This is a genomic window from Agromyces chromiiresistens (assembly GCF_029167465.1).
GTDB classification, from domain to species: Bacteria; Actinomycetota; Actinomycetes; order Actinomycetales; family Microbacteriaceae; genus Agromyces; species Agromyces chromiiresistens.
Genome location: NZ_JARFNL010000004.1, coordinates 175210 through 201461, shown reverse-complemented (window position 1 = coordinate 201461; position 26252 = coordinate 175210). Strand labels below are relative to the sequence as shown.

Annotated in this window: 29 protein-coding genes; 17 read left to right on the top strand and 12 right to left on the bottom strand. The window is 71.8% G+C overall.

Annotation, left to right across the window (positions count from 1 at the left end):
* Positions 1-50 precede the first annotated feature (50 nt).
* Together PX701_RS08435 and PX701_RS08430 are read left to right on the top strand one after the other, a co-directional pair.
* A complete protein-coding gene (locus PX701_RS08435) occupies positions 51-488 on the top strand; it encodes an Lrp/AsnC family transcriptional regulator (RefSeq protein WP_231429031.1) in 438 nt (145 codons plus the stop codon).
* 24 nt (positions 489-512) lie between these two features.
* Positions 513-887, top strand: coding sequence for a GntR family transcriptional regulator (locus tag PX701_RS08430; protein ID WP_231429032.1), 375 nt, complete (start codon positions 513-515; stop codon positions 885-887).
* Between the two features lie 124 nt (positions 888-1011).
* Here the strand turns inward: PX701_RS08430 and PX701_RS08425 are convergent, their stop codons facing one another.
* A complete protein-coding gene (locus tag PX701_RS08425) occupies positions 1012-2205 on the bottom strand; it encodes a RimK family alpha-L-glutamate ligase (protein WP_231429033.1) in 1194 nt (397 codons plus the stop codon).
* Between the two features lie 18 nt (positions 2206-2223).
* Between PX701_RS08425 and PX701_RS08420 the strand changes: the two genes are divergently transcribed.
* Entirely contained in the window at positions 2224-2751 is a 528-nt protein-coding gene (locus tag PX701_RS08420; RefSeq protein WP_231429034.1) for an ATP-dependent zinc protease family protein, read from the top strand.
* Between the two features lie 57 nt (positions 2752-2808).
* Complete coding sequence (locus PX701_RS08415) at positions 2809-3093, top strand: hypothetical protein (RefSeq protein ID WP_275506026.1); 285 nt, start codon at positions 2809-2811, stop codon at positions 3091-3093.
* Between the two features lie 107 nt (positions 3094-3200).
* Here PX701_RS08415 and PX701_RS08410 read toward each other — a convergent pair whose 3' ends face one another.
* On the bottom strand, positions 3201-6854 hold the full coding sequence (locus PX701_RS08410; RefSeq protein WP_275506025.1) for a bifunctional proline dehydrogenase/L-glutamate gamma-semialdehyde dehydrogenase: 3654 nt from the start codon (positions 6852-6854) through the stop codon (positions 3201-3203).
* Positions 6855-7013: 159 nt separating this feature from the next.
* Between PX701_RS08410 and PX701_RS08405 the strand changes: the two genes are divergently transcribed.
* The 3 genes from PX701_RS08405 to PX701_RS08395 are packed head-to-tail and all read left to right on the top strand — an operon-like array spanning position 7014 to position 9191.
* A complete protein-coding gene (locus PX701_RS08405) occupies positions 7014-7922 on the top strand; it encodes a LysR family transcriptional regulator (protein WP_231429037.1) in 909 nt (302 codons plus the stop codon).
* A gap of 49 nt (positions 7923-7971) precedes the next feature.
* A complete protein-coding gene (locus PX701_RS08400) occupies positions 7972-8742 on the top strand; it encodes an META domain-containing protein (RefSeq protein WP_275506024.1) in 771 nt (256 codons plus the stop codon).
* Positions 8743-8798: 56 nt separating this feature from the next.
* Positions 8799-9191: an META domain-containing protein gene (locus PX701_RS08395; protein WP_231429039.1), complete on the top strand. Its 393-nt coding sequence runs from the start codon at positions 8799-8801 to the stop codon at positions 9189-9191.
* Positions 9192-9201: 10 nt separating this feature from the next.
* Here PX701_RS08395 and PX701_RS08390 read toward each other — a convergent pair whose 3' ends face one another.
* A complete protein-coding gene (locus tag PX701_RS08390; protein WP_231429040.1) occupies positions 9202-10185 on the bottom strand; it encodes a helix-turn-helix transcriptional regulator in 984 nt (327 codons plus the stop codon).
* Between the two features lie 60 nt (positions 10186-10245).
* Here PX701_RS08390 and PX701_RS08385 point away from each other — a divergent pair, with 60 nt between their 5' ends.
* Positions 10246-11232 carry an ATP-binding cassette domain-containing protein gene (locus PX701_RS08385; protein WP_231429041.1) on the top strand — a complete coding sequence of 329 codons (987 nt, stop codon included), beginning with the start codon at positions 10246-10248 and terminating at the stop codon, positions 11230-11232.
* Between the two features lie 29 nt (positions 11233-11261).
* The gene (locus PX701_RS08380) at positions 11262-12044 is read left to right on the top strand and encodes an ABC transporter permease (RefSeq protein WP_231429042.1); all 783 of its coding nucleotides are present in this window, start codon (positions 11262-11264) and stop codon (positions 12042-12044) included.
* Positions 12045-12050: 6 nt separating this feature from the next.
* On the opposite strand, the gene PX701_RS08375 is transcribed toward PX701_RS08380, so the two are convergent.
* A complete protein-coding gene (locus PX701_RS08375; RefSeq protein ID WP_231429043.1) occupies positions 12051-12215 on the bottom strand; it encodes a hypothetical protein in 165 nt (54 codons plus the stop codon).
* 165 nt (positions 12216-12380) lie between these two features.
* Here PX701_RS08375 and PX701_RS08370 point away from each other — a divergent pair, with 165 nt between their 5' ends.
* On the top strand, positions 12381-14048 hold the full coding sequence (locus PX701_RS08370) for a phytoene desaturase family protein (protein ID WP_275506023.1): 1668 nt from the start codon (positions 12381-12383) through the stop codon (positions 14046-14048).
* A 55-nt stretch (positions 14049-14103) separates the two neighbouring features.
* A complete protein-coding gene (locus PX701_RS08365) occupies positions 14104-14706 on the top strand; it encodes a TetR/AcrR family transcriptional regulator (RefSeq protein WP_231429045.1) in 603 nt (200 codons plus the stop codon).
* 34 nt (positions 14707-14740) lie between these two features.
* Here the strand turns inward: PX701_RS08365 and PX701_RS08360 are convergent, their stop codons facing one another.
* Both PX701_RS08360 and PX701_RS08355 read right to left on the bottom strand, forming a co-directional pair.
* Entirely contained in the window at positions 14741-15103 is a 363-nt protein-coding gene (locus tag PX701_RS08360) for a DoxX family protein (RefSeq protein WP_231429046.1), read from the bottom strand.
* Between the two features lie 55 nt (positions 15104-15158).
* On the bottom strand, positions 15159-15518 hold the full coding sequence (locus tag PX701_RS08355; RefSeq protein WP_231429047.1) for a DoxX family protein: 360 nt from the start codon (positions 15516-15518) through the stop codon (positions 15159-15161).
* A 141-nt stretch (positions 15519-15659) separates the two neighbouring features.
* Here PX701_RS08355 and PX701_RS08350 point away from each other — a divergent pair, with 141 nt between their 5' ends.
* Positions 15660-16085: a winged helix-turn-helix transcriptional regulator gene (locus PX701_RS08350; RefSeq protein ID WP_231429048.1), complete on the top strand. Its 426-nt coding sequence runs from the start codon at positions 15660-15662 to the stop codon at positions 16083-16085.
* A 15-nt stretch (positions 16086-16100) separates the two neighbouring features.
* Here PX701_RS08350 and PX701_RS08345 read toward each other — a convergent pair whose 3' ends face one another.
* Positions 16101-16463: a hypothetical protein gene (locus PX701_RS08345; RefSeq protein ID WP_231429049.1), complete on the bottom strand. Its 363-nt coding sequence runs from the start codon at positions 16461-16463 to the stop codon at positions 16101-16103.
* A 65-nt stretch (positions 16464-16528) separates the two neighbouring features.
* Between PX701_RS08345 and PX701_RS08340 the strand changes: the two genes are divergently transcribed.
* Positions 16529-17035 carry an SRPBCC family protein gene (locus PX701_RS08340; RefSeq protein ID WP_231429050.1) on the top strand — a complete coding sequence of 169 codons (507 nt, stop codon included), beginning with the start codon at positions 16529-16531 and terminating at the stop codon, positions 17033-17035.
* Between the two features lie 27 nt (positions 17036-17062).
* Positions 17063-18154: an AI-2E family transporter gene (locus PX701_RS08335; protein ID WP_231429051.1), complete on the top strand. Its 1092-nt coding sequence runs from the start codon at positions 17063-17065 to the stop codon at positions 18152-18154.
* 77 nt (positions 18155-18231) lie between these two features.
* Here PX701_RS08335 and PX701_RS08330 read toward each other — a convergent pair whose 3' ends face one another.
* Positions 18232-19725 carry a DHA2 family efflux MFS transporter permease subunit gene (locus PX701_RS08330; protein WP_275506022.1) on the bottom strand — a complete coding sequence of 498 codons (1494 nt, stop codon included), beginning with the start codon at positions 19723-19725 and terminating at the stop codon, positions 18232-18234.
* Between the two features lie 84 nt (positions 19726-19809).
* On the opposite strand from PX701_RS08330, the gene PX701_RS08325 reads away from it, so the two are divergent.
* Positions 19810-20400, top strand: a complete 591-nt coding sequence (locus PX701_RS08325) for a TetR/AcrR family transcriptional regulator (RefSeq protein ID WP_231429053.1) — start codon at positions 19810-19812, stop codon at positions 20398-20400.
* Between the two features lie 48 nt (positions 20401-20448).
* On the opposite strand, the gene PX701_RS08320 is transcribed toward PX701_RS08325, so the two are convergent.
* Positions 20449-21009, bottom strand: a complete 561-nt coding sequence (locus tag PX701_RS08320) for an acyl-CoA thioesterase (protein ID WP_231429054.1) — start codon at positions 21007-21009, stop codon at positions 20449-20451.
* 152 nt (positions 21010-21161) lie between these two features.
* Between PX701_RS08320 and PX701_RS08315 the strand changes: the two genes are divergently transcribed.
* On the top strand, positions 21162-22568 hold the full coding sequence (locus tag PX701_RS08315) for a hypothetical protein (RefSeq protein WP_420831082.1): 1407 nt from the start codon (positions 21162-21164) through the stop codon (positions 22566-22568).
* A 416-nt stretch (positions 22569-22984) separates the two neighbouring features.
* Here the strand turns inward: PX701_RS08315 and PX701_RS08310 are convergent, their stop codons facing one another.
* A complete protein-coding gene (locus PX701_RS08310) occupies positions 22985-23557 on the bottom strand; it encodes a hypothetical protein (RefSeq protein WP_231429056.1) in 573 nt (190 codons plus the stop codon).
* The gene (locus tag PX701_RS08305; protein WP_231429057.1) at positions 23554-24285 is read right to left on the bottom strand and encodes a hypothetical protein; all 732 of its coding nucleotides are present in this window, start codon (positions 24283-24285) and stop codon (positions 23554-23556) included. Before PX701_RS08305 ends, PX701_RS08310 begins: the two co-directional genes overlap by 4 nt.
* Before the next feature lie 120 nt (positions 24286-24405).
* On the opposite strand from PX701_RS08305, the gene PX701_RS08300 reads away from it, so the two are divergent.
* A complete protein-coding gene (locus tag PX701_RS08300) occupies positions 24406-25545 on the top strand; it encodes a M24 family metallopeptidase (RefSeq protein WP_231429058.1) in 1140 nt (379 codons plus the stop codon).
* Positions 25546-25604: 59 nt separating this feature from the next.
* Here the strand turns inward: PX701_RS08300 and PX701_RS08295 are convergent, their stop codons facing one another.
* On the bottom strand, positions 25605-26252 hold the full coding sequence (locus PX701_RS08295) for a dihydrofolate reductase family protein (protein ID WP_275506020.1): 648 nt from the start codon (positions 26250-26252) through the stop codon (positions 25605-25607).

The following is a 26252-nucleotide window of genomic DNA, read 5'->3' as shown; positions in this document are numbered from 1 at the left end:
TCCGCCGCAATCCGGTGTCGTCGCGCAAAGAATCCGCGTACACTCCCACCATGGACAACCTCGATCGCGCGATCCTCGATCTGCTGCGGCAGAACTCCCGGGCGGGCTACGGCGACATCGGCTCGTCGGTCGGGCTCAGCGCCTCCGCGGTGAAGCGGCGCGTCGACCGACTCGTCGCCGACGGCGTGATCCGGTCGTTCACGATCCAGGTCGATCCCACCGTCGACGGCATGTCGACCGAGGCCTACGTCGAGCTGTTCTGCCGCGGCACCGTGGCGCCCGACGAGCTCAAGCGCATCCTGCAGGAGGTGCCCGAGGTCGTCTACGCCGGCACCGTCACGGGTTCGGCCGACGCGATCGTGCAGATCCGCGCGCGCGACATCGCCTCGCTCGAAGACGCGCTCGAGCGCGTGCGCATCGCCCCCAACGTCGACCACACCCGCAGCGCGATCGTGCTCTCGCGCCTCGTCAACCGCAACCGCGACTGACCCGCGGGCGACCTCGGCCACGACATGGATGCCTCGAGCCTGAGCATCTCGATCGATCAGCCCTCGTCCCTGCCGCCGTACGAGCAGCTGCACGCGGCCGTCGTCGAGGCGGTGCGCACCGGCCGCGCGGCCCCCGGCACGAAGCTGCCGACCGTGCGCGCCCTCGCCGAGCAGCTCGGCCTCGCGGTGAACACCGTCGCGAAGGCGTACAAGGCGCTCGAGGCCGACGGCGTCGTCGAGGGCCGGGGCCGCAACGGCACCTTCGTCGCCGAGCACGGCGACCCGGCCGAACGAGCCCTGCAGGCCGCCGCCGCCGACTACGCCGCGCTCGCGAAGCGGCTCGGCGTCGAGGCATCCGCCGCCCGCTCGATCGTCGCCGCCGCACTCGACGCGGGCTGACCGCCCACGCCCAACACTCCGGCCCGCGGCGCAGCATGCGCGACTTCACGATGCGGGAAGACCCGTGGACAGCGCCGGGCGGAGGCTGGCGCGACGAGCGAAGGCGTGCCCTGCGCGGCGCGCGCTACTCGCTCTGCTGCAGCGGCTGCTTCGGGAGCTTGCGCACCTTCGCCCGGCGGCGCCGGCGCTCGGGGATCATCGACCGCATCTCCTCGAGCTTGCCGAAGCAGAGCAGCCGGTCGTCGGCCTCGAGCACGACGCCCTTGCGCGGGTTCGGGATGACGGTCGTGCCGCGGTGCAGCGTCAGCACGGTGATGTCGCGTTCCCACAGGCCCGATTCGCCGAGCGTCTTGCCGACGAGGTCGGCGTTGCCGTGCACGAGCAGCTCGGCGACCCCGTAACCGGTCGAGACGGTGAGTCGCTGGCGTACGTCGATCTCGGGGAACGCGACCTGGTTGGCGATGTAGTCGATGATCGCGCCCGCGACGTCGAGGTTCGTCGCCGTCTCGATGCCCTGCAGGCCCGGCGAGGAGTTGACCTCCATCACGAGGGGGCCCTCGTCGCCCTCGAGCATGTCGACGCCGGCGACCTTGAGCCCCATGATCTGCGCGGAGCGCACGGCCGCGAGCTCGTACTCGGGCGCGAGCTCGACGGGTTCGACGGTGCCGCCGCGGTGCACGTTCGAACGGAACTCGTCGCCCGCCGCCACGCGTCGCATCGCGGCGACCACGCGGTCGCCGACGACGAGGGCGCGGATGTCGCGGCCGCGGCTCTCGGCGATGAACTTCTGGATCAGCACGTTCTGCTTGGTCGAGTGCAGCGTCTCGATGATCGCCTCGGCGACCTTGACCTGCGGGGCGAGGATGACGCCGATGCCCTGCGTGCCCTCGAGCAGCTTGATGACGACCGGCGCACCGCCGACGCGCTCGATCGCGGGCCGCACGTCGGCCCGGTTGCGCACGAACGCGGTCGGCGGCAGGGCGATGTTGTGCCGCGAGAGGATCTGGTTCGCGCGCAGCTTGTCGCGGGCGTTCGAGATGCCGTTCGCCGTGTTCGGCGTGTACACGTCCATCTGCTCGAACTGGCGCACGACGGCCGTGCCGAAGTACGTGATCGAGTTGCCGATGCGCGGCAGGATCGCGTCGTAGTCGCTCAGCTGGCGCCCGCGGAACTGCAGGTCGGGCTCGGGCCCGGCGAGGTCGATCGCGAACCGCAGCGTGTTGAGCACCTTCACCTGGTGCCCGCGCTGCTGCGCGGCCGCGCGCAGCCGCTGGGTCGAGTACGCCTGCGGCGCGCGCGAGAGGATCGCGAGTTTCATGCGTGGTGCCCTGCCAAGATGGACGATGTGACTGAGACCTCCCATTCAAGCACCATCGCAGGATGGCGCGAATGGGTTTCGCTGCCCGCACTCGGGGTGCCATGGATCAAGGCGAAGCTCGACACGGGCGCGCGGAGTTCGTCGCTGCACGCGTTCGACGTCGAGGAGCTGCCGTCGCCGTCGGCCGAGCCCGCCGAAGGGTCGGATGCCTCGGCCGACGCCCCGCTCGGACGCGTGCGCTTCGGCGTGCACCCGTGGCAGGAGAGCGAGGACGACGCGGTCGTCGTCGAACTGCCGGTGCACGATCGCCGCCAGGTGCGGAGCTCGTCGGGCCACTCGGAGGAGCGCATCGTCGTGCTCATGGACGTCGTGCTGCAGGGCCGCACCGTGACGGCCGAGGTCACGCTCACGAATCGCGACGAGATGGGCTTCCGCATGCTCATCGGCCGCGAGGCGCTGCGACAGGGCTTCGTCGTCGACTCGGCGCAGTCGTTCGTCGGCGGGCGCGCGCCCCGAGGCATCCGCCGCCGCAACCGCGGGCGCTGACTCGCCGTGAACGAGGGGGCGCGAACCGCCGCACTGCGCCGCGAGATGCTGCTCAGGATGAATCAGGGCTGGGATGTGGCCCGGCAATCGGCGTTCGAGCTGACGATGACCCATGTCGCCACCCCGCCCGGCTGGCGGATGCTCATCGAGCTGATCAATCCGCTCTACTGGCTGTCCGGAGTGCCGACGTACCGGCTGCATACGCGGACGCTGCACATCGAGATCGATGAACAGGGCGCGCTACACCGCCGAACCACCGGCGAGCTCCCGACGCACTGGTCGCGAGCGGAATGGGAGGTCGAGGACGGCTCGACTCCCGCACCGCGGCGATCGCCGCGGTGACTGAGTGCTTTCGAGGCCGCGGTGGTCGAAAGTTGCAGGATGAGCCGGCGAGCACCGTCTCATACGAAGGTGCCGACCGGCCCATCCTGCAACTGACCGAACTCGGCTCAGATGACCCCGTCGGAGAGGGTCGTCGGGTTGCCGAAGCGGTGATTGGTGATCGAGATCGCCTGCTCGTGGAGGAACGGCAGCAGCTCCACGCGGCCCGACGGGGTCACGGGGTGCGACCACACGGCCACGTCGGGCGAACCGCCGAGCGCCGACGCCAGCGCCGAGGCATCCCCGCCGACGAGCCGCACGCGGCTGGCGCCGCCCAGCGCGTTCGCGCGGTTGGCGCGCACCCGCTCGAGCCAGTCGCGGTCGTTCTCGCGCACGACCCGCACGTCGCGGGCGGCGAGCACCGTGCGCACGTTCTTGGGCAGCTCGACGCCGCTCGAGACCGTGAACGGCGCCTTCGCGAGCAGTCCCGCCGCGATGACCCGCAGACCCTCGGCCAGGGTCGCCTGCTCACCGATGCGCACGGCGACCGGCAGCGTCCGGTAGCGGAACACGTTGCGCTCGACGCCGAGGCCCGAGACGTCCCGCGTCGTGCCGTACTCCTCGGCCCAGGCGACCTCGTCCGACAGTGCCGACCGTCGCAGCACCTCGAACGAGTCGTAGTCGAGGGCCGACTGCGCCGCCTCGATGAGCTCGGTCACGCGGCGCTCGAGGCCGCGCAGGTGCAGCGACTTCGAGGCGCTGCCGTGCTCGGGCACCCAGTCGCCGAGGCCGAACAGGTAGTTCGGGCCGCCGGCCTTGGCACCGGCGCCGACGGCCGACTTCTTCCAGCCGCCGAAGGGCTGGCGCTGCACGATCGCCCCGGTGATGCCGCGGTTGACGTAGAGGTTGCCCGCCTCGACGCGGTCGAGCCAGGTCGCGAGCTCCTCCGAGTCGAGCGAGTGCAGGCCCGCCGTGAGGCCGTAGTCGACGGCGTTCTGGAAGCGGATCGCCTCGTCGAGGTCCTTCGCGTGCATGATGCCGAGCACCGGGCCGAAGAACTCGGTGAGGTGGAAGTACGAGCCGGGCGCGACCCCCGTCTTCACGCCGGGCGACCACAGCTTGCCGGTGTCGTCGAGCTGCTTGGGCTCGACGAGCCACTCCTCGCCGATGCCGAGCTCGGTGAGCGCGTTCAGCAGCTTGCCGTTCGCGGGCTCGATGATCGGGCCCATCTGGCTCTGCGCATCGGCCGGGTAGCCGACCCGCAGCGAGGTCGCCGCGTCGACGAGCTGGCGGCGGAACCGCTCGGACTTCGCGACCGACCCGACGAGGATGACGAGGGAGGCCGCCGAGCACTTCTGGCCGGCGTGGCCGAAGGCGCTCTTCACGACGTCGGAGGCCGCGAGGTCCAGGTCGGCCGACGGGGTGACGATGATCGCGTTCTTCCCGCTCGTCTCGGCGAGCAGGGGCAGGTCCTCGCGGAACGAGCGGAACAGTTGCGCCGTCTCGTACGCACCCGTGAGGATGACGCGGTCGACCGTCGGGTGCGAGACGAGCTGCTTGCCGAGCTCGCGTTCGCCGATGTCGACGAGGGCGAGCAGGTCCTTGGGGATGCCGGCCTCCCACAGCGCCTCGACCATGACGGCGCCCGAGCGCTGCGCGAGCTTCGCGGGCTTGATGATGACACCCGAGCCCGCGGCGAGCGCCGCGAGCACGCCGCCGGCCGGGATCGCGACCGGGAAGTTCCACGGTGGCGTGACGACCGTCAGGCGAGACGGCACGAAGGTCGCGCCCTGCACGTGGTCGAGCTCGCGGGCGCGCTCGGCGTAGTAGTGCGCGAAGTCGATCGCCTCGCTGATCTCGGGGTCGGCCTCGGCGATGGTCTTGCCCGTCTCGGCGGCCATGATCTCGATGAGCCGGTCGCGGTTCGCGGCGAGCGCGAGGCCCGCGCGGTGCAGCACGGCGGCGCGCTCGGCGCCGGGCAGTTCGCCCCAGGCCTTGCCGTTCGCCGCGACGGTCTCGATGATGCGCTCGAGCGTCGCCTCGTCGTCGACGCGAGCGGCCGCGACGGCGTCGAGGCCGAGCTTCGTGTCGGGCACCTTGGCGAGGATCCTGCGGCCCCATTCGCGGTTCGCCGCGAGGGCGGGGTCGGTGTCGGGCTCGTTGCGGAACCCGGGGGTCACGCCCGGACCGGCCACCGCTCCGGGCGCATCGGCCGATGCCGACGCGGATGCCTCGGGCGAGACGAGCTCGTCACCCGCCGAACCGCGCGTGATGCCGAGCACCACGCTCGTGAGCGATCCCTCGTGCTCGCTGCCCGGTGCGGGTGCGTCGGAGGCGGCCATCGCCGTGGCGAGCGCGTCGCCCTCCCACTCGGTGCGGCGGTTCTGGGTGCGGTTCGGCGACGGCACCGCGGCATCCCCGTTCGAGGCCTCGAGGGCGTCGAGCGAGCGCTGGTACCGTTCGCGCTCGCGCTCGAACAGGCGCCGGTCTGCGCCGAGCTCGAACACGGCCGACATGAAGTTCTCCTGGCTCGCGTTCTCCTCGAGGCGGCGGATCAGGTACGCGATCGCGACGTCGAACTCGGAGGGGTTCACGACGGGCGTGTAGAGCAGCAGGTTGCCGACATCGCCGCGCACCGCCTCGGCCTGGCCGGTCGCCATGCCGAGCAGCATCTCGAACTCGACCCGGCTCTCGACGCCGCGCTCGCGCGCGGTGAGCCAGGCGTGGGCCACGTCGAAGAGGTTGTGACCGGCGACGCCGAGCTTCACCGCGTCGGCGCGCTCGGGGGTCATCGACCAGTCGAGCACCCGCTTGTAGTTCGTGTCGGAGTCCTGCTTCGACGAGTAGGTCGCGAGCGGCCAGTCGTGCACGGCCGCGTCGACCTGCTCCATGGCGAGGTTCGCACCCTTCACGATGCGCACCTTGATCGGCGCGCCGCCCGCGGCGCGCCGGGCCTGCGCCCACGCGGTGAGCTCCTGCATGGCGCCGAGCGCGTCGGGCAGGTAGGTCTGCAGCACGATGCCGGCCTCGAGACCGCGCAGCTGCGGCTGGTCGAGCAGGGTCGTGAAGACCGCGATCGTGAGGTCGAGGTCGCGGTACTCCTCCATGTCGAGGTTGATGAACTTCGCCGTGCCCTTCGCGCTGCCGGCGGCCGCGAGTTCGTAGAGCGGGGTGAGCTTCGCGACGACCTTCGCGACCGCCTCGTCGAACGACCACATCGAGAGCTGGCTGACGACCGACGACACCTTGATCGACACGTAGTCGACGTCGTCGCGCGCGAGGAACTCGTAGGTGCCCGTGAGGCGCCGGTCGGCCTCGTCCTCACCCAGCACGGCCTCGCCGAGGAGATTGAGGTTGAGCCGGTTGCCCGACTCGCGCAGCTTCGTGATCGCCGGCCCGAGCTTCGCCGGGGTGGCGTCGAGCACGAGGTGGCCGACCATGGCGCGCAGCACGCGGCGCGCGATCGGGATGACGACCCACGGCAGCACGGGCGCGACGATCCCGCCGAGGCGGATCGCGGCCTTCAGGTACCACGGCAGGAACTTCGGGGTGAGCTTCGCGACCTGGGCGAGGTTGCGGCCGGCGACGCCGAGGTCTTCGGGGCGCATGACGCCGTCGACGAAGCCGACGGTGAACGCGAGGCCGTTCGGGTCTTTCAGCACGCCGGCGAGACGCTCGGCGGCGGGGTCGACGGGGTGATTCGCGCTCTCTTCGAGCCAGCGGCGCACGAGGGCGACGACGTGATCGGTATCCGGCCGTGCGTCAGTGGCGGCGTTCGACATGGTCACGAGGGTAGTGTCCTTTGCTTCGGGCACGCCGGGGGTTGTCGCGCGCCTCTCGAGATAAGTGTGCGCCGCGACATCCGTCAGGTACAGCGAACGATTCCGATGCATACTATTCAGGGAAACCGAACGATTGCTCGGATGCCCCCGGAGGCCCCCATGCTCGATGTGCGCCGCCTGCGCCTGCTGGTCGAACTGAGCCAGCGCGGCACGCTCGCCGCAGTCGCCGAGGCCCTCTCGTACAGCCCCTCCTCCGTGTCGCAGCAGCTCAGCCAGCTCGAACGCGAGGCCGGCGTGCCGCTGCTCGTGCAGGTCGGCCGGCGCGTGCAGCTCACGCCGCAGGCGCTCGTGCTCGTCGAGCACGCGCGCGCGGTGCTCGACCGGCTCGAGGAGGCCGAGGCCGACGTCGCCCGCTCGCTCACCTCGGTCGGCGGCACCGTGCGCATCGCGGTGTTCCAGTCGGCGGCGCACGCGGTCGTGCCGCAGGCGCTCACCCTGCTGCGCGCCGAGCACCCCGCGCTGCGGGTCGAGATCACCGAGCGCGAACCCGACGTCGGGCTCTTCGAGGTCGCCGCGCGCGACTTCGACCTCGTCATCGCCGAGCAGTACCCGGGGCACACGCGCGCGCACCGCGAAGAGCTCGACCGGGTGCACCTCGCCGCCGACGCCATCCGGCTCGCACTGCCGCCGCACCCCGCGTCGCGCCCCGCCGGGCTCAAGACCGCCGCGAGCATGCCCTGGGTGCTCGAGCCTGCCGGCACGGCGTCTCGGGAGTGGGCCGAGCAGCTCTGCCGCGAGGCGGGCTTCGAACCCGACGTGCGGTTCGAGACCGCCGACCTCATGGCGCACATCCGGCTCATCCGGTCGGGCAACGCCGCCGGGCTCCTGCCCGACCTCGTGTGGGCGGGCGAGGCGCCGAGCGTGCGCCTCGTCGACCTGCCGGGGCACCCCGAGCGCGAGGTCTTCACGTCGACGCGGCACGCCGCCGCCGCCCGGCCGGCCGTCGTCGCGTGCCGCGACGCACTCGCCCGCGCGGCCCGCGCGACCGCGACGCCCGCCGCCGACTGACGCGGCACGGCGCGGCACGGCGAGCCCCACCGAGGGCTACGCTCGGCGCATGGAACCGCTGACGCTCCGGAACCGCGCCCCGCGCCGCCCGCTCATGCGAACCGGCGCGGCGATCATCGCCGTCATGACCGTCGCCCTGGTGTCCGCGTGCGCGAGCCCGGGCGGGTCGGATGACTCGTCGCCGAGCCCGAGCCCGGCGAGCGCCGTCGGCACGTGGGGCGACCCGACCGACACCACGGCGCCGTCGCTCTCGCTCGCCGCCGACGGCACGCTCACCGGCACCGACGGCTGCAACCGGCTCACCGGCCGCTGGGAGGACCAGGGCGCCGGCCGCATCGAGTTCGACGACGTCGCCTCGACACGGATGGCCTGCGAGGGCGTCGACACCTGGCTCTCGGCACTCGACGAGGCGACGATCGACGGCGACACGATGACGGTGCTCGGCGACGACGACGTCGAGCTCGGCACGCTCGAACGCACCTCCGACGAGCCGGCCGTCGCGGGCGACGACCCGGCGGCGTCGGGAGCGGCGAGCGCGTTCGTCGGCACCTGGGGCACCGATGCGCCGCAGCAGCCGTTCCTCGTGATCGCCGCCGACGGCACCGTCACGGGCAGCGACGGCTGCAACTCGCTCACCGGTTCGTGGGAGCCCGACGACGACGGCACGATCGAGTTCGACCGGATGGCGTCCACGATGATGGCCTGCGAGGGCGTCGACCAGTCGCTCGCGAAGCTCGACTGGGCCAAGGTCGACGGCGACACCCTCACCGTCCACGACGATCACGACGCCGTGGTCGCGACGCTCCCCCGCACGGCATAGGCAGAGCCCGCTTCTGGGCATGGCGGCCGACCCGCCGGGCCACTACCCTGACCGGCATGACCATCACTCGGAGGGTCGCGCTCGGTGCAGGCGCAGCGGTCATGCTGCTCCTGTTGACCGGATGCCTCGGGGAGGAGGGGTCGGTGCAGGGAGGCTCCATCGACCCGACCGGCACCTGGGGCGATGCGACCGACACGGCTTCACCCTCGCTCACCCTCGACGAGGGCGGCGACTTCAGCGGCACCGACGGCTGCAACCGGCTGAGCGGCACCTGGACGGTCGACGAGTCCGACCACGTCCACTTCGAAGACGTCGCCGTCACCCAGATGGCGTGCGAAGGCGTCGACACCTGGCTCGCGGGGCTGAACGAGGCCACGATCGCCGACGACACGATGACCGTGCTCGGCCAGGACGGCTACGAGATCGGCACCCTCGAACGCTCCGACTGAGCGCGCCCGCTCAGGCGGTGGCCTGCGCGAAGCGTTCGGCCTGCCGGCCGAGGAACTCGGCCAGCTCCGGCCCTTCGACGCGGTAGCGCACGCCCGGAGGAATCCACATGAGGGCCATCGCGAGCGCCTCGACCGACTCGGCCTCGAGCGGCCACGCGCAGTGCGCCTCATCGACGGCCTGGACCTCGCGCCCGTACCAGCCGAGGTGCTCGACGAGCTCGGCGCGCGGAAGCTCGACGATCACGCGCGCCTCGATGCTGCGGCGCCGGTAGCGCACCGCGCGTTCGACGCGCTCGCGCGCATCCTCCTCGGTCAGCGCACGCGGCTCGAAGCGCACCCTGGTCGGGAACACGTCGCTGATGCGGTCGAGCCGGAACGTGCGCCAGTCGTCGCGATCGCGGTCCCACGCGAGCAGGTACCAACGACGGGCGACGGGCACGAGCCGGTACGGTTCGACGCTGCGGGCGGACCCCTGCCCCGAGGCATCCGTGTACTTGAACCGCAGCCGCTCGCCGTCGCGGCACGACAGGGCGAGCAGTCCGAGCAGTTCGGCGTCGACCTCGGGTGCCGGACGGCCCGAGCGGTTCCACCCGCCCGCGCCGACGCCGACCGCCGTGTGCGACTGCAGCGCCTCGATGCGCCGGCGCAGCGCGGGCGGCAGCACCTGCTCGATCTTCGCGAGCGCCGAGAGCGTCGTGTGCTCGGCGCCGCGCAGCCCGGCCGTCGCCTGCGAGCGCAGGCCGAGCGCGATCGCGACGCCCTCGTCGTCGGTGAGCAGCAGCGGCGGCAGTCCCGTACCCGCTTCGAGCCGATAGCCTCCGGCGCTGCCGCGCACCGATTCGATGCCGTAGCCGAGCTCGCGCAGCCGTTCGACGTCGCGTCGGAGCGTTCGCTCGCTGACGCCGAGCCGGCCCGTGAGTTCGCGCGCCGACCAGTGCCGGTGGCTCTGCAGGAGGGAGAGCAGTTCGAGGGTTCTCGAGGTGGTCGCGGCCATGTTCCGATCCTCCCTCTAATGCGGACAGAAAGTGACCGGATGCCTCGAGAGACTGGCCGCATGACGAACCAGATGATCACCGCACAGGGCCTCACGAAGACGTTCCGCTCCAAGGGGCAGACCGTCGAGGCCGTCCGTTCCCTCGACCTCGCCGTCGGCGAGGGCGAGCTCGTCGCGTTCCTCGGCCCGAACGGCGCCGGAAAGTCGACGACGCTCCGCATGCTCACGACCCTCCTGCCCGCGACGAGCGGTGGGGCCACGGTCGCCGGATGCGACATCCGCACCGACGCGGCCGGGGTTCGCCGCCGCATCGGCTACGTCGGCCAGGGCAGCTCCGGCGGGCACACCCAGCGCGTGCGCGACGAACTGCACGCGCAGGGCGCGTTCTACGGGCTCGGCCGCCGAGAGACCCGCGCCCGCGCGGCCGAGCTCATCGAGTCGCTCGAGCTCGGCCAGGTCGCGAACCGCACCGTGCAGCAGCTCTCGGGCGGGCAGAAGCGCCGGCTCGACATCGCGCTCGGGCTCATCCACCGGCCCGGGCTGCTGTTCCTCGACGAGCCGTCGACGGGCCTCGACCCGCACAGCCGGGCCAACCTCTGGCAGCACATCGTCGAGCTCCGCCGCGAGACCGGCACCACGATCTTCCTCACGACGCACTACCTCGACGAGGCCGACCAGCTCGCCGAGCGCGTCATGGTCATGGACCACGGCTCGGTCATCGCCGACGACACGGCAGGGGCGCTCAAGTCGTCGCTCGCGGGCGACCGCGTCACGCTCGCGTTCGACACCGCCGCGGATGCCGCGGCCGCAGCCGCCCGCATCGGCGCCGAGCCCGACCCGGCCGACCCGAGGGTCGTCGCCGTCACGGCACCGGGCGGCGACCGGGCGCTGCCCCGCTACATCCGCGACCTGTCGGACGCCGGGATCGAGGTCGTCGCCGCCACGCACCGGCAGCCGACCCTCGACGACGTCTTCCTCGCCCTCACCGGCCGCAGTCTCCGCGAGGAGGCGGCGCACGCCGAGCCCGCCGAACTCGCCACCGTCTGACCGCACGATCACCTGAAGGGACCGCTCTCATGACCACCACCGCACCCACCGCCCGCCCCACGGGCTTCGTCCACGACACCGCCGCCGTCTTCGTGCGCGAGTCGAAGCCCCTCATCCGAGACCCGTTCAGCGTCGTGTTCTCGCTCGTGCAGCCGCTCGTCTTCCTCGGGCTCTTCGGGCCGCTGCTCATCGGCGCCGCCGGCGGCGACGTCGCAGGCACGCTGCAGTGGTTCGTGCCCGGCATCCTCGTCATGGTCGCCCTCTTCGGCACCGCCTCGACCGGGGCGAACCTGCTGTTCGAGATGCAGACCGGCTCGCACGAGCGCACCCTCGTCGCCCCGCTCTCGCGGAGCGCCCTGCTCGTCGGCCGCGCCCTGAAGGAGGTCGTGCCCCTCGTCATCCAGGGCACGATCGTCGTGCTCGTCGCCGTGCCGTTCGGGTTCAGCGTGAACGCGGCAGGGCTCGTGGCCGGCCTGCTCGTGCTCGCGGTGTTCGGCATCGGCTTCGGCGCACTGAGCTACACGCTCGCGCTCGCCTGCCGGAACCGCGACTGGATGTTCTGGATGGTGCACCAGACGCTGCTCTTCCCGCTCATGATCCTCTCGGGCATGCTGCTGCCGCTCGACGACGGCCCCGGCTGGATGAAGGCCGCCGCTGCCGTGAACCCGCTGAGCTACCTCGTCGGCGCCGAGCGGGCGCTGCTCGCCGGCGACTTCGGAGCCCCCGCCGTCGTCGGCGGCGCGATCGCCGCGATCGTCACGTGCGCGGTGGGTGTCGTCGTCGGCGTGCGCGCGATGCGCCGGGCGCGCTGAGCGCGCTCAGCCCTTCGAACCTCGACGCGCCAGCACGACGGCAGCGACGACGATCACCGCCCCGAGCACGAGCAGGGTCGCGACCAGCCAGGACGCATCGAACGTGACCGCCGCCGTGTCGTGACAGTCGACGTTCGTCGCGCACGAGGTGAGCACAGTCGAGCCGATCATGACGCCTCCCGAGTTGATGCTCGCTCCATCGTGACGCCCGCAGCCGTCGTCGGCACCCCGCCGGGAGTAACGATTCGGCCAATGCCGGTTCCGCCCCATGTGAGGCGGAACCGGCATTGCCGTTTGCGGAACCCCCGCCCCAGCCGGGGCGTTTACGCTCGGAGGATGCCGCTCCCCCGACCAGCGCCCGAGCCCGCCGCCGCCGCCCCCACCGCCGCCGCCCTCACCGCACACGACGTCGTGATCGTCGGCGGAGGCCACAACGGCCTCACGGCCGCCGCCTACCTCGCCCGCGCCGGCCTCGACGTGCTGCTGCTCGAGCGCGACGACCACCTCGGCGGCGCGGCGGTCTCGGCCGAGGCGTTCGAGGGCGTCGACGCACGGCTCAGCCGCTACTCGTACCTCGTGAGCCTGCTGCCGCAGCGGATCGTCGACGACCTCGGCCTCGAGATCGGGCTCGTCCGCCGCCGGTTCTCGTCGTACACGCCCGACCCCGCCGACCCCGGGCGCGGCCTGCTCGTCGACGGCGACGCCGGCCCCGAGGCATCCCGCGCCGCCTTCGAGCGCGTCGACGCGCAGGCCGACGCCGCCGCCTGGGACGCGTTCTATCGAAGCACCGCACGGCTGGCCGAGCGCCTCTTCCCCACCCTGACCGAGCCGCTGCCGACCCGCGCCGAGGCCCGCGCGCTCGTCGGCGACGACGACGTCTGGAATGCGTTCGTCGAGCGCCCGCTCGGCGAGACGATCGACGCGACCTTCGCGAGCGACCTCGTGCGCGGGGTCGTCGCGACCGACGGGCTCATCGGCACGTTCACCGCGCTCGACGACCCGTCGCTCGACGCGAACCGGTGCTTCCTCTACCACGTCATCGGCGGCGGCACCGGCGACTGGGACGTGCCGATCGGCGGCATGGGCGCGGTCTCGGGCGAGCTGGAGCGTGCGGCGCGCACGGCAGGAGCGCGGCTCGTGACCGGCGCCGAGGTCGTGGCCGTCGACCCGACCGGTCGCGTGCGCTACCGGGTCGACGGCGGCGAACGGGTCGCGACCGCGGGCACGGTGCTCGCGAACGTCGCGCCCGCCGTGCTCGAGCGGCTCGTCGAGGCGGGCGACCCCGATGCCGCCGCGGTGCCGCCCGTCGTGCGTGCGCGCCTGCACGCTCTGCACGCGCCCGAGGGCGCACAGGTCAAGGTCAACCTGCTGCTCGAGCGGCTGCCCCGGCTGCGCGACGCAGACGTCGCCGCCGAGCAGGCGTTCGCGGGCACCTTCCACATCAACGAGCTCGCGACGCAGCTCGACGCCGCCTTCTCGACAGCCGTGCGCGGCGGCATCCCCTCGCCCTTGCCGTGCGAGATCTACTGCCACACGCTGAGCGATCCGTCGATCCTCGCGCCCGAACTCGCCGCCGCGGGCATGCACACGCTCACCGTCTTCGGGTTGCACGTGCCGCACCGCCTGCTCGAACGCCACGGCAACGCCGAACTGCGCGAGCTGCTGCAGCAGGCGGTGCTCGACTCGCTCGACAGCGTGCTCGCCGAACCCGTCGAGGGCGTCATCGCGAAGGATGCCTCGGGCCGGCCGTGCATCGAGACGAAGACGACCCTCGACCTCGAGGAGTCGCTGCGCATGCCGGGCGGCAACATCTTCCACGGCCCGCTGTCGTGGCCGTGGGCCGACGACGGCGCGCCGCTCGCGACGTCGGCCGAGCGGTGGGGCGTCGCCACGCGGCACCCTCGCGTGCTCCTGTGCGGGTCGGGCGCGGTCCGCGGCGGCGCGGTCAGCGGCATCGGCGGGCACAACGCCGCGATGGCCGTGCTCGAGGAGCTGGCGGGCTGAGGGCGCGGCGGCTGAGGATGGGGCGTCGCGCCATACCCTCCGGTACGGTGGCTCCATGTCGACGACACGCGAGCGCTGGCTCGACGAGGGACTCGAGGTGCTCGCGACCGAAGGCGCGCCGGGGCTGCGGATCGACCGGCTCGCGGCACGCCTCGGCGTGACGAAGGGGTCGTTCCACCACCACTTCACCGGGGCGGGCGCCTACAAGGACGCACTGCTCGCGTACTACGAGGAGCACACCCTCGCCGCGATCGACGAGGGGATCGCGGCACAGCGCGCCCGCGGCACGCGCGCCACCCTCTCGTGGCTCAGTGAGCTCGCGATCTCGGGCGCTCCATCGATCCGCCCGACCGCGCTCGACGCGGCCGTGCGCGCCTGGGCGCACTCCGACGACGATGCGCGGGCGACGCAGGCGCGCATCGACGCGCGCATCATCGATGCACTGCAGGCGGTGTGGCGGCCGGCGACGACGTCCGACGCGGCCGCCCGGACCGCGGCACTCGTGCCGTACCTCGTCTCGGTCGGCGCGGCCGCGACGGTGCCGCCGATCAGCAGCGACGAGCTCCGGGCGGTCTACGAGCTCCTGCTCGAGATCGCCCCGGTCGCGGGCGGACCGACGGCCGACGGCGACGGCGACGGCGCCGGCGCCGGAGACTGAGGCCGGCCGGCGCACCGGGGCGGAGGCCCGCAGGTCAGAGCACGAAGCAGAAGAGTCCGGTCGCGAGGCAGATCACGAGCATGCCCGTCGCGTTGAGGAACAGGTTGCGCCCGAGGTCGCGCGCCCGCACGTGCATGCCGATCGCGACGAGGAAGTAGGCGATGAGCGCGGCGCAGGTGAGCGCGCCGAGGTACGGAATCCAGATGCCCGCGATGAGCCCTGCGGCGGCGGCGAACTTGATCGGCGGCATCACCCACCACCACTTCTTCGGGAAGCCCACGTCCTCGAAGCACTTCGCGATGAATGCGACGGGCTTCAGGCAGAGCAGGGCGTCGCCGAAGCAGATGGCAGCGAGCAGCACGACGGGCCAGACCGGGTCGGGAAGGGCGGCATCCATGGGCCATACCATACCGTATGGTATGGCCTGCGACCAGACACGAGGATGCCGCGGTTCAGGCGAGCACGATCCAACCGACGCCGACGACGAGCGAGACGACGCCCAGCACGAGGCTCGGCACGAACGACTCCTTGCGCTTCACGTGCAGCGCGACGGCGAACACCATGGTGACGGCGAGCGCGAACGCCGCGGTCGGGGTGAGCCAGGCGAGGATGCCGGTCGCGGCGGGCAGCACGAGCCCGATGCCGCCGAGCAGCTCGAGGATTCCGATGGTCTTCAGCTGGCCGGCGCTGACGTCTTCGACCCAGGGCATGTTGGCGAGCACGGCCTCGCGCGACTTCAGCGCCTTCATGCTTCCGGCCATGACGAACAGGAGGGCGAGCAGGCCGGTGACGATCCACAGCGCGATGATCAAGGTGTTTCTCCAGACGAGTCGGTTACCATCAGTGCGTAACGCACGATCGGTGACTCTAACCGACGACCCCCACGCACTTCACCGTGCGTCACGCACCCCGAGGTGCGTATCGGGGGCGGCGTGCGACCGGAGAGGAGCACCATGGCGACCCCGCTGACCGCCGACGCCGTCGTCGATCGCCTGCCGCCCGCGGCGTCGCCGTGCAGCGTCGAGCACGAGGCGAGCGACGTCATCCGCGACGTGCTCGCCCGCGTCGGCGACAAGTGGAGCCTGCTCGTCGTCGGGCTGCTGCACGACGAACCGCTGCGCTTCACCGAACTGCAGCGCCGCATCGACGGCATCTCGCACCGCATGCTCACGCAGACCCTGCGCAACCTGCAGCGCGACGGACTCGTCTCACGGACGAGCTACGCCGAGATCCCGCCGCGCGTCGAGTACGCCGCGACCGAGCTCGGCCGTTCGCTCGCCGAACCCGTGCTCGGACTCGTGGGGTGGGCTGCCGCCCACCACGAGCAGATCACCGACGCCCGCGACGCCTTCGACGAGGCATCCACCCGAACGGGGTGAGACCCGGTGCCGGGGTCAGAAGATGAACATCTGGCCGAGCACGATGATCGCGATGACGAACAGCGCGATGATGGCGCCCGCGATCGCCAGCGACTTCGCCGAGAGATTCGCGACGACGTAGCCCACGAGGATCGGCACGGCCACGAGGAAGAGCGTCACGATCCACCAGAAGGTCTGGTAGGCGCCGGTGCCCACTTCTTCGAGCCGCCCCGAGAACAGCTGCTGCGTGTGCGGGTTCGTCGCGAATGCGAACGCGGCCGACAGCGGCAGGGCGACGAGGACGAGCACGATCAGGCCGGCGAGCCAGCCCCACAGCCCCGACTTGCCCTCGGTGATGTCCATCGTCTCTTCGTGCGCAACGCGCCCCTTCGAACTCATGCCACCGACTCTAGTGGTTCGTGCATCCGCGGGCTTAGCCTGAATTGAACGAAAGACTGGGGGCGATGATGACCGCGAAACCGACCGGGCACTACGTGCTGAAGGCCGACGGGCTCTACCTGCAGTTCGATCGGCTGTTCCATGCGCCCATCGAGGACGTCTGGTACAGCCTCACGAACCCGAACGCCATGAAGGCGTGGATCGGCACCTACACGGGCAGCCCGTCGACGGGCGGCGTGCGCTTCCAGATGAGCGAGGAGGGCGCCGAGTGGATGAACGTCTCCATCCTCGAGTGCGCGGCACCCCACCGGTTCACGGCCGATTCGGGGTCGGGACCGAGCGGGGTCCGGGTGTTCTGCCACCTCGTCGAGGGCGGCGGCATGACGACCCTGACGCTCGGCCAGCGCGTGAAGGACGGGGCGGACGCGGCGAGCATCGGCCCGGGCTGGGACTTCTACCTCGACCGGCTCATCGCCGCCCGCTCGGGCGCCGCGATGCCCGCGTGGGAGACCTACTTCCCCCAGTTCTCGCCCCATTACCGCGAACTGAAGGTGCCCGACACCGCCAACTGAGGCCGGCCCGACCCTAGACTGGCGCGCGTGAACACGGCAGAACGCCTCCGGCGGCGACGCGATCGCCCGCGCGACGGGCTCTTCGTCAACCACCCGCTGCGCTGGGGCTTCATCGTCACGCTCGGCGTGCTGCTCGCGCTCATGCTCGCGTCGGCGCTCGTCGCGCTGCAGGGCGTCGTGCTCTCGGTGTTCATCGCCGCGTTCGTCGCGCTCGGGCTCGACCCGCTCATCCGCTGGTTCCAGCGCAGGGGGATGCCTCGGGGCGCCGCGATCGTGACCGTCATCCTGTTGTTCGTCGCCGTCGTGGTCGGCATCGTGTGGCTCGTGGTGCCGCCGGTCGTCAACCAGGCGGCGGTCTTCATCAAGACGATGCCGGCCGAGATCCACCACCTGGTCGACTCCGGGTGGTTCGAGCGGTACGACGAGTCGACGAACGGCGTGCTCTCGTCGATCGTCGAGTGGGTCGGCGGGGTGCTCACCGACCCCGACACGTGGGCGGCGATCGGCGGCGGCGCCCTGCAGTTCGGCGCCGCGCTGCTCGACGGCATCTCGACGGGCGTGTTCGTCGTGGTGCTCTCGATCTACTTCATCGCGACCCTCGACACGACCAAGCGCGCCTGCTACACCCTGGTGGCCGCGAGCCACCGAGCCCGGGTCGAGAGCCTCGCCGAGCGCATCATGCTCTCGGTCGGCAAGTACCTGAGCGGCATGGTCGTGCTCGCGTTCTGCAACTCCGTGTTCTCGACGATCCTGCTCGCGGCAGTCGGCGTGAAGTACGCCCTCTTCATCGGTGTGCTCGCGTTCTTCATCACGCTCATCCCGCTCATCGGTACCGTCATCACGACCGTGATCATGACGATCGTCGCGCTCTTCGTCTCGCCGCTCGCCGGCATCATCGTGCTCATCGCGATGCTCGTCTACATGCAGGTCGAGGCGTACATCCTGACGCCGAAGGTGATGGGCAAGGCCGTGCAGGTGCCCGGCACGATCGTGCTCATCTCCGCCCTCGCGGGCGGCACGCTGCTCGGCCTGCTCGGCGCCCTCGTGGCGATCCCGATCTCGGCGGGCATCCTGCTCATCATCCGCGAGGTCGTGATCCCGAGGCAGGCGCGCAGCTAGCGGTTTCGCCGCCCACGGCCCCTCCGCCTGCCGCGCCACCCTCTGCGCCGCGCCTTCGCCGCCCGGTCGCGGCCGCGCTACACGGCAGCAGGCTCGGGCTCGGCAGGCTCGGCGCGCGCGGCCGGGCCGGCCGGCTCGGCTCCGACCGCGGATGCCCCGGCCGCGTCGTCCTCGGCCGCCGGACCCTGCTCGCCGGTGCCGCGGCCCGCGGGCAGGAAGAGCGCCGCGACGAGCGCGACCACGAGGCCGGCGGCGCCGACGAGCACGGCCGGCACCGCGGCATCCGTGAAGCCGGTGGGCGTGAGCTCACCACCCGCTCCCGTGAAGACGGCCGTCAGCACCGCGACGCCGAGCGCGACGCCGACCTCGCGGAGCGTCGAGTTCGTGCCCGATGCCTTGGCGTGGTCGTCTTCGGGCATGTGCGCGAGCACGGCGGTCGACATCGGGGCGAAGACGAGCGACATGCCGATGCCGGCCATGAGGAACGGCCCGACGAGCGACGCGTAGGCGACGTCGGGGTCCATCTCGAGCGCGATCCAGGTGAGCGCCGCGGCCTGCAGGGCGAGACCGGTGACGATGAGGGTGCGCGTGCCGACGCGCGGGGCGATCGCGCCGGCGATCGGGGCGATGAACATGGGCGCGAGCGTCCACGGCATCGTCTGCACGCCGGCTTCGAGGGGCGACGCGCCCTGCACGACCTGCAGGAACTGGATGAGCACGAAGACCGAGCCGAACATGCCGAAGCTGAACCAGAAGCCGACGAGGTTGGCCGCCGTGAAGCTGCGGTCGCGGAAGAGGCGCAGCGGCAGCAGTGGCGCCTTCGCCCGCGCCTCCCAGGCGATGAACCCGGCGAGCAGCAGCGCGCCGGCGACGAGCGAGCCGATCACCTCGGGGCTCTCCCAGCCCGCGTCGTTGCCGCGGACGATCCCGAAGACGAGCCCGAGCACGCCGAGACCGGCGAGCGCGACCCCGACGAGGTCGATGCGGGCCCGCGCCCCGAGCGTGTTCGGCAGCACGGCGAGTGCGAGCGGGATCGCGACGAGGCCGACGGGCACGTTGAGCCAGAAGATGGCCTGCCAGTTCCAGCCCTCGATGACGGCGCCGCCGATGAGCGGGCCGAGCGCGACGCCGAGGCCGGCGACGCCGCCCCAGATGCCGATCGCCATCGGGCGCAGTCGCTTCGGCACGCTGCCGGCGAGCAGGGTGAGCGAGAGCGGCATGATGCCCGCGGCGCCGAAGCCCTGCACGGCGCGGCTCGCGATGACCATCCACGGCTCGGTGCTGAGCGCGACGAGCACGCTCGCCCCGGTGAAGATCGCGATCGCGACGACGAAGACGGTGCGGCGGCCGATGCGGTCGCCGAGCGCGGCCGCGGCGAGGATGAAGGTCGCGAACGCGAGCGTGAAGGCGTTGACGAACCACTGCAGCTCTTCGATCGAGGCACCGAGGTCGACGGCCATCGCTGGGAGCGCATTGGTGATGACGAGGTTGTCGAGCGTCGCCATGAACATCGGCAGGGATGCCGCGACGATCGCGAGCCACACGGGGATGCGGCGTGCGCTGGTGGACATCGGAAGCTCCTTCGAGATGGTGTGGTAATCGACTGATAACCAGTATGGGAGCGACTGTAGTAATCGACTGATAACATGTCAAGCATGAGTTCCACCACGGATCGCATCCCCGCGACGGAGCGGCGCGAACAGATCCTCGAAGCCGCCACGGGCGTGTTCGGCGAGCTCGGCTACGCCGGCGCCACGACCGACCGCGTCGCGAAGGCCGCCGGCATCAGCCAGCCCTACGTCGTGCGCCTCTTCGGCACGAAGGAGCAGCTGTTCATCGACGTGCTCGAGCGCACCTGCGCCCGCATCCTCGCGGCCTTCGACGCGGCGGTCGCCGACGAGACCTCGGAGAAGCCGGTCGGCCCGCGCATCGGCGAGGCGTACGTCGAGCTCGTCGAGACCGACCGCGGCATCCTGCTCGCGCTGATGCAGGGGTTCCTCCTCGGCCACGACCCCCGCATCGGTCCGGTCGCGCGCGCCGGGTTCATGCGCATCTACTCGCGCATGCGCGACGTGATGGACGCCGACGAGGCGATGCGCTTCATGGCCCAGGGCATGCTCATCAACACGCTCATCGCCTCGAACCTGACCGAGCAGATCGACGACGGCCCGGTCGACGAGCTGTTCGCGTGCACGTTCGGCGACAAGCTCGGCCTCGTGCTCGAGGGGCTCGCGAAGGAGGCCTGAACGGGGGTCTCGACACGGCGCTCCGCGCCGACCCGACCGCCGGGGGCGTCACTCCCAGATCGACGGCGCCGCGGCGCGGGTCACGGGGAGCGCGACGTCCTTGCCCCAGCGCTCCATCCACTCGGGGATGCCTTCGAAGCCCTCGACGCCGAACGCCTCGACGAGCTCGCCCATCGGCACCGTGCCGCCCGCCTTCCGCAGGAACCGGGCCCTGATGTAGCCCGTGGCATAGATCTCGGGCTTGCCCGATGCATCGGGGCGCACGAATCGCTGCTCCATGTAGACGGCCTTGTCGTCGTGGCCGATGATGCGCGACTCGACCGTGAACCGCTTCCACGGATTGAGCGACTTGCGGAACGTGATCGTCTCGCTCGCGACCACCGGGTACCAGCCGCGATCACGCATGAGCTGCCAGACGCCGTTGCGCACGAGCATCTCGAACCGCGCGACATCCATGATCGAGAAGTAGACCCCGTTGTTCATGTGGTTGAGGATGTCGAGGTCGGTCGGCAGCGTGACGAAGTTCGTGCGGGCGACGTCGCCGTGGCCGAGCCGTGAGCGGAAGCGCGCGAGGACGAAATGCAGCATCGTGCGGAAGAACATGTGCATGATCCACGACTGTATGACGAGATCGCAGTGGATATGGATAATCCGTCGATCCTGACAATCACGGGCGGATGCCTCGCGCCGAAGTTGTGGGGACCGATCACGATGCGCGTGCCCCTGCCTGGCGGAGCCGCTACCGTGGTGTGGTGCTCGCCATGCTGAAGACGACGGGACGGCTGCTCGCCGCGCACTGGCCGGCACTGCTCGCGTGGTTCCTCGCCGGAGTGCTCGTCCGCTATCTCGTCATCGAGCTCGCCGGGTTCGTCGGGGCGTACAGCGCGGTCGGCGGCCTGCTGCTCATGCCGCTCGCGATCCTCGCGCGGCTCGTGGGCTTCGTGGCCATGTTCCTCACCGTGCGAGACGGCATGGCCCGTCTCGGTGCGATCGCCCCGCTGCCGCCGTCGGCGTCGGAGCGGCGCCGGGCATTCGTCGACGCACTGCTCGCCGGCGTGCTGCCGTTCTTCGCGTTCTACGCCGCCTGGGGCTACCTGCGCGACGACATGGCCGCCTACTCGGCACGTGCACTCGAGGTGCAGACGGAGGTCAACGGGGCGTCCGAGCTGCTGGGCGGCGAGGCGGTCGCTCGCGGTGCGGGCACCATCGACCAGCTCGGCTTCGAACCCGTCACGATCCTGCTCATCGTCGTCGCCTTCGCCGGTCGTTGGGCCTGGAATCGCTACCGCGACCGGCTCCCCCGCCTGCTCAGCCTCGTCGCCGTCTACCTCGAGGCGATCTGGGTGTTCCTCACCGTGATGCTGCTCTCGCAGGCGACCGGCTGGATCGGCGAGTGGGTCGCCTCGCGGCAGGGGATGGTGTGGCTCGCCGACCTCCGCGCGTGGACCGCCGAGCAGCTGGTGCCGATCGCCTGGGTCTGGGAGGGCGTCGAGTGGCTCCTCGGCGAACTCGGCGGCGTCATCCTGCTGCCGGTCGCCTGGCTCACGATCGCAGGGGTGATCTACGGGCAGGCGGTCGCCGCCGAGGCGCCGCAGCTGTCCGTCGGCATCCTCGATCGGGCGCGCCACGGCTGGGGCGCACTCCCGTCGGGCGTCCGCCGCCGGCTCGCCGACATCGGAGGCGAGCTCGTCTCGCGGTTCCGACCCATCGGCCGCGCCTTCGTGCTCATGTGGCGCGCGGGGCCGGTGCTGATCGGCGGCTACATCCTGCTCGCCACCCTCCTCGTCGCCGGCGAGCGGCTGCTGGGCTACGGCATCACCCGGGCGATCGGACCGCACGACCTCAAGACGTTCTGGTTCGTGGCCGACACGGCCATCCTGCTCGTCGTGCCGCTCGTGACGGAGCCCGTGCGCATCGCCCTCGTCTCGAGTGCGTACGACGCGGTCATCGGACGGCTCGCCGCGACGGATGCCTCGGCGCCCGGCACCCCGACGGCGCCCGGTTCCGACGCCGATGCCGCGGCGGCCTCAGTCGCCGACGGGCAGCCGGAGGATCGCCGGCGCGTCGGCGACGAGCTCGAGGTCGACGACGAACGGGCCCTCGGCATCGGGCGGGAGGACGAACGGAGCGACGATGTCGAACGGCTCGGTCCCCATGAGCGCGCATGAGGTGGTGTTCCAGCCGAGGAGGATCCCCGACTGATCCCACTGCCGCTGCTCGCCGCCCGTCTCGAGCAGCGTCGGCGGGAAGCATCCCGGTTCCTCATCGCCCGGCACCACCGGGATGGTGACCTCGATGAGGCGAGCGTCCTGCGGGATGTCGTACTCGTCGGTGACGGGCAGCTCTTCGACGGTCGCGGGCCCCCATGTCGTGCCCGCGTAGTCGTACGTCTGCCCCCACTCGACCTCGATCGGCACGATCTGCGCGCGAGTCGCGTTCGTGCTCGCCTCGTTCGAGCTGATGATGCCGAAGGTCGCGGGCACGAGCAGCGCCAGCGCGACGAGGGCTGCGGCGTTGCGCCGCCACCAGCCGCCCGGGCGTCGGCGTCGCCCTGGCCGCACGGCCCCCTCCTGCCGCACCTCGCTCATGAGCCCGCCCAGTCGACGGGCGCGATCTCGGCCTCCCCGACGTGCTCGAGATCGTCGAGCGGCACGCGGGTCTCGAGCACGGAGTCGAGTCGGTCGTCGAGGTTCAGGCCGAAGCGCAGCACGAGCTCGTCCGGTACGCCCGCTGCGCCGGCGTCGAGCGCGCCCTCGGGCAGCTCGAATGCGACCGAGCCGGCCGACGGCAGGCCGACCGAGAGCGGATGGCCGAACATCGAATCGGGCGGGCGCTCGCTCGCCCGGTAGGTGCGGCCGCCGAGGCGGAGGGTCACGAACTGCAACAGGGTTCCCGTCTCCATCCGGGTCGCCTCGGACTCGACATCGACGACCACCCACTCCCCCTCGGCTCGCCAGCCCTCGTTCACCACGGCGTCGGCGGCGCGCACGCCGGTGACGGTGAGCGCGAGGTTCCGGCCCTCGGCGCGCATCCCCACCGGCGCGGCGACGACGAACGGCTGCTCGGCGGAGTCCTCGGCCGGGGTCACGGCCGTGACGCCCCAGGCCGCCGCGACCAAGGCGGCGCCCGCGACCGCGGGCACCCAGCGGCGGGTCATCCGGCGGCCCCTTCGTCGCTCTGACCGACGGCGGGATCGACGGGCGGGTCGTCCGCGGCATCCGCATCGGGATCCTTCCCCGCCCCGACATCCTCGATCGCGACGGTGACGTACGCCGCCGGAACCGGGTCCTCCCAGCTCCGCCCGCTCGCCACGAACGACGCGGTGTAGAGGGTCTCGTCGCGCACCACGAAGCGCAGCTCCTGGTCGTCGCGGTACGACCGCCCGTCGACCGCCCACGCGAGCACGAGGGTCGCCGGCACCCCGGGCTGCAGCCACGGTCCGAAGGTGCCGTCGTCGAGCCGGGCGACCTCGTCGGCCTCGACCACGTCGGAGCCCCGCTCGAGGACGACCGCGTCTCGCACGCTGTAACCCCGCGCAGTCATGAGCGGCTCGGTCCACAGGTTCTCGGCGTCGACGACGAGCGCGAGCACCCGCTGTCCCGGCTCGACCGTGATGCCGGCCTCGGGCAGCTCGTCGATGAGCACCGCGCGCTGCACCGCGACGGCGAGCTGGTCGTTGCGATGCTCCTCGCCGACGGCGAGGGCGGCGGGGCCGGGCTCCTCCGCGGTGGCCAGGCCGCCGAAGGCGGCGGTCGCCGCGAGGAAGAGCACGGTGCCCGCGGTCGCGAACCACTTCGTCGGCACCCGGTCGCTCGCGGTGCGCAGCCAGTGGAACCGCCGCTTGGGCACGGGCTGCTGCGCCCGCGTCTCGGGTTCCGGTTCCACGTCAGCAGCATAGGGTGCGGCGAGCGGTCGAGGCATCCGACATGCTCGGTGGCCCGCCGCCGCGCGCCGCCACCGGGCGCCCCATTCGGCGCCTCGGGGCCCCGCCGTAGACTCCATGGCATGTCGACCGCCGCCGCCACGACCACCGAACGCCTCCGCCGCCTCGCCGGCACCGCACGCGACGCCGACGTCGATGTCGTGCTGGTCGCGCCCGGGCCCGACCTCGCCTACCTCGTCGGCCGCTCGGTCGCCTCGCACGAGCGGCTCACGCTGCTGGCCGTGCCCTCGGACGCACCCGACGATGCGGTCATGATCCTGCCCGCCCTCGAGCGCGGCGGCTGGGACGGGAGCCCGGCCGAGGCGGCCGGAATCCGTTTCGTGACGTGGCTCGACGGCGAGGACCCCTACGCCGCGCTGCTCGGCGAACTCGGCGACGATCTCGGCGCCGCGGCCGTCGACGATCACCTCCCGTTCCTGCATGCGTTCCGGCTGCAGTCGGCCCGACCCGAGCTGCGCCTGCGGCCCGCCGGCGAGCTCATCGGCGAACTGCGGATGCGCAAGGAGCCGCACGAGATCGAGGAGCTGGCCTCGGTCGGCGCGGCGATCGACCGTGTGCACCGGCGCATCGGCGAATGGCTCCGCGCCGGCCGCACCGAGAACGAGGTCGCCGCCGACATCGCCGCCGCGCTCGTCGAAGAGGGACACCGCACGGCCGACTTCGTGATCGTCGCGTCGGGCCCGAACGGCGCATCGCCGCACCACGAGGCATCCGACCGGGTCATCGAGGCCGGCGACCCGGTGGTCGTCGACATCGGCGGGCCGAACCCGGCGGGCTACAACTCCGACAGCACGCGCACCTACCTCGTGGCGGGCGGCGAGCCCGACCCCGAGTTCGCGCTGGTCCACGAACTCGTGCGCACCGCGCAGCGCGCCGCCGTCGCCGCCGTGCGGCCGGGCGCGACCGCCGAGTCGATCGACCGAGCCGCGCGCGAGGTGATCGAGCAGGCCGGGTACGGCGAGTTCTTCATCACGCGCACGGGCCACGGCATCGGGCTCGAGGTGCACGAGCACCCCTACATCGTCGCCGGCAACACGCGGCCGCTCGAGCCCGGCATGGCGTTCTCGATCGAGCCCGGGGTCTACCTGCCCGGGCGGTTCGGGGTGCGCATCGAGGACATCGTCGTGGTCGGCGACGAGGGCGCGGTGCTCATGAACACCTCGGCCGTCGACCTCATCACGGTCCAGCCGTCGGTCGAGTAGGTGCGGAGCGCCGTATCGAGACCACCGGCGAGTGGTCTCGATACGCTCGCTGGCGCTCGCTACTCGACCGCCTCCGGACGCAGCACCCGGTAGCGCAGATGCGTCGCTTTCGCGCCCTGCGCGACGCTGAGCGTCTCGAGCTCGACGCGGTGCGCCGCCGAGTCGGGGAACAGTCGCGAGCCGCCGCCGAGGAGCACGGGCACGAGGTGCAGGCGCGCCTCGTCGACGAGGCCGGCGGCGAGCGCCTGGCGGGCCACCTCTGCGCCGCCCATCACGCACACCGACGCGGCGCTCGCGGCGGCACTCGCACGCTCGACCGCCTCGGCCACCCCGCCCGTGACGAACTCGAATCGCGAGCCGCCGCGCACGATCGGCTCGCGATCGCGACTCGTGACGACGAAGCACGGCCGGCCCTCGAACACCGGGTCGTCGCTCCACGGGCCCTCGCCCACGTCGAACGTGCGCCGACCGATGACGAACGCCCCCGTCGACTCGAACATGCGCTCGGCCGCCTCGCGATCGATGCGCTGCGGCCCCGTGTCGACGACGGCGTCGCTGTCGCGCGGCACCGTCCCGTCGAACACCGAGTTGCGGATCCACTCGTGCACGCGTTCGCCGTCGATGCCGAGCGGATGCTCGAGGCTCACGCCGTGTGCGGCCGTGAAGCCGTCGAGCGTCATCGTCATCTCGAGGAAGACGTGCGACAT

Coding starts and splice junctions, on each gene's coding strand:
- PX701_RS08435 (WP_231429031.1), top strand. CDS start 51: ATGGACAACCTCGATCGCGCGATCCTCGATCTGCTGCGGCAGAACTCC.
- PX701_RS08430 (WP_231429032.1), top strand. CDS start 513: ATGGATGCCTCGAGCCTGAGCATCTCGATCGATCAGCCCTCGTCCCTG.
- PX701_RS08425 (WP_231429033.1), bottom strand. CDS start 2,205: ATGAAACTCGCGATCCTCTCGCGCGCGCCGCAGGCGTACTCGACCCAG.
- PX701_RS08420 (WP_231429034.1), top strand. CDS start 2,224: ATGGACGATGTGACTGAGACCTCCCATTCAAGCACCATCGCAGGATGG.
- PX701_RS08415 (WP_275506026.1), top strand. CDS start 2,809: ATGAATCAGGGCTGGGATGTGGCCCGGCAATCGGCGTTCGAGCTGACG.
- PX701_RS08410 (WP_275506025.1), bottom strand. CDS start 6,854: ATGTCGAACGCCGCCACTGACGCACGGCCGGATACCGATCACGTCGTC.
- PX701_RS08405 (WP_231429037.1), top strand. CDS start 7,014: ATGCTCGATGTGCGCCGCCTGCGCCTGCTGGTCGAACTGAGCCAGCGC.
- PX701_RS08400 (WP_275506024.1), top strand. CDS start 7,972: ATGGAACCGCTGACGCTCCGGAACCGCGCCCCGCGCCGCCCGCTCATG.
- PX701_RS08395 (WP_231429039.1), top strand. CDS start 8,799: ATGACCATCACTCGGAGGGTCGCGCTCGGTGCAGGCGCAGCGGTCATG.
- PX701_RS08390 (WP_231429040.1), bottom strand. CDS start 10,185: ATGGCCGCGACCACCTCGAGAACCCTCGAACTGCTCTCCCTCCTGCAG.
- PX701_RS08385 (WP_231429041.1), top strand. CDS start 10,246: ATGACGAACCAGATGATCACCGCACAGGGCCTCACGAAGACGTTCCGC.
- PX701_RS08380 (WP_231429042.1), top strand. CDS start 11,262: ATGACCACCACCGCACCCACCGCCCGCCCCACGGGCTTCGTCCACGAC.
- PX701_RS08375 (WP_231429043.1), bottom strand. CDS start 12,215: ATGATCGGCTCGACTGTGCTCACCTCGTGCGCGACGAACGTCGACTGT.
- PX701_RS08370 (WP_275506023.1), top strand. CDS start 12,381: ATGCCGCTCCCCCGACCAGCGCCCGAGCCCGCCGCCGCCGCCCCCACC.
- PX701_RS08365 (WP_231429045.1), top strand. CDS start 14,104: ATGTCGACGACACGCGAGCGCTGGCTCGACGAGGGACTCGAGGTGCTC.
- PX701_RS08360 (WP_231429046.1), bottom strand. CDS start 15,103: ATGGATGCCGCCCTTCCCGACCCGGTCTGGCCCGTCGTGCTGCTCGCT.
- PX701_RS08350 (WP_231429048.1), top strand. CDS start 15,660: ATGGCGACCCCGCTGACCGCCGACGCCGTCGTCGATCGCCTGCCGCCC.
- PX701_RS08345 (WP_231429049.1), bottom strand. CDS start 16,463: ATGAGTTCGAAGGGGCGCGTTGCGCACGAAGAGACGATGGACATCACC.
- PX701_RS08340 (WP_231429050.1), top strand. CDS start 16,529: ATGATGACCGCGAAACCGACCGGGCACTACGTGCTGAAGGCCGACGGG.
- PX701_RS08330 (WP_275506022.1), bottom strand. CDS start 19,725: ATGTCCACCAGCGCACGCCGCATCCCCGTGTGGCTCGCGATCGTCGCG.
- PX701_RS08325 (WP_231429053.1), top strand. CDS start 19,810: ATGAGTTCCACCACGGATCGCATCCCCGCGACGGAGCGGCGCGAACAG.
- PX701_RS08320 (WP_231429054.1), bottom strand. CDS start 21,009: ATGCACATGTTCTTCCGCACGATGCTGCATTTCGTCCTCGCGCGCTTC.
- PX701_RS08315 (WP_420831082.1), top strand. CDS start 21,162: ATGCTGAAGACGACGGGACGGCTGCTCGCCGCGCACTGGCCGGCACTG.
- PX701_RS08310 (WP_231429056.1), bottom strand. CDS start 23,557: ATGACCCGCCGCTGGGTGCCCGCGGTCGCGGGCGCCGCCTTGGTCGCG.
- PX701_RS08300 (WP_231429058.1), top strand. CDS start 24,406: ATGTCGACCGCCGCCGCCACGACCACCGAACGCCTCCGCCGCCTCGCC.
- PX701_RS08295 (WP_275506020.1), bottom strand. CDS start 26,252: ATGTCGCACGTCTTCCTCGAGATGACGATGACGCTCGACGGCTTCACG.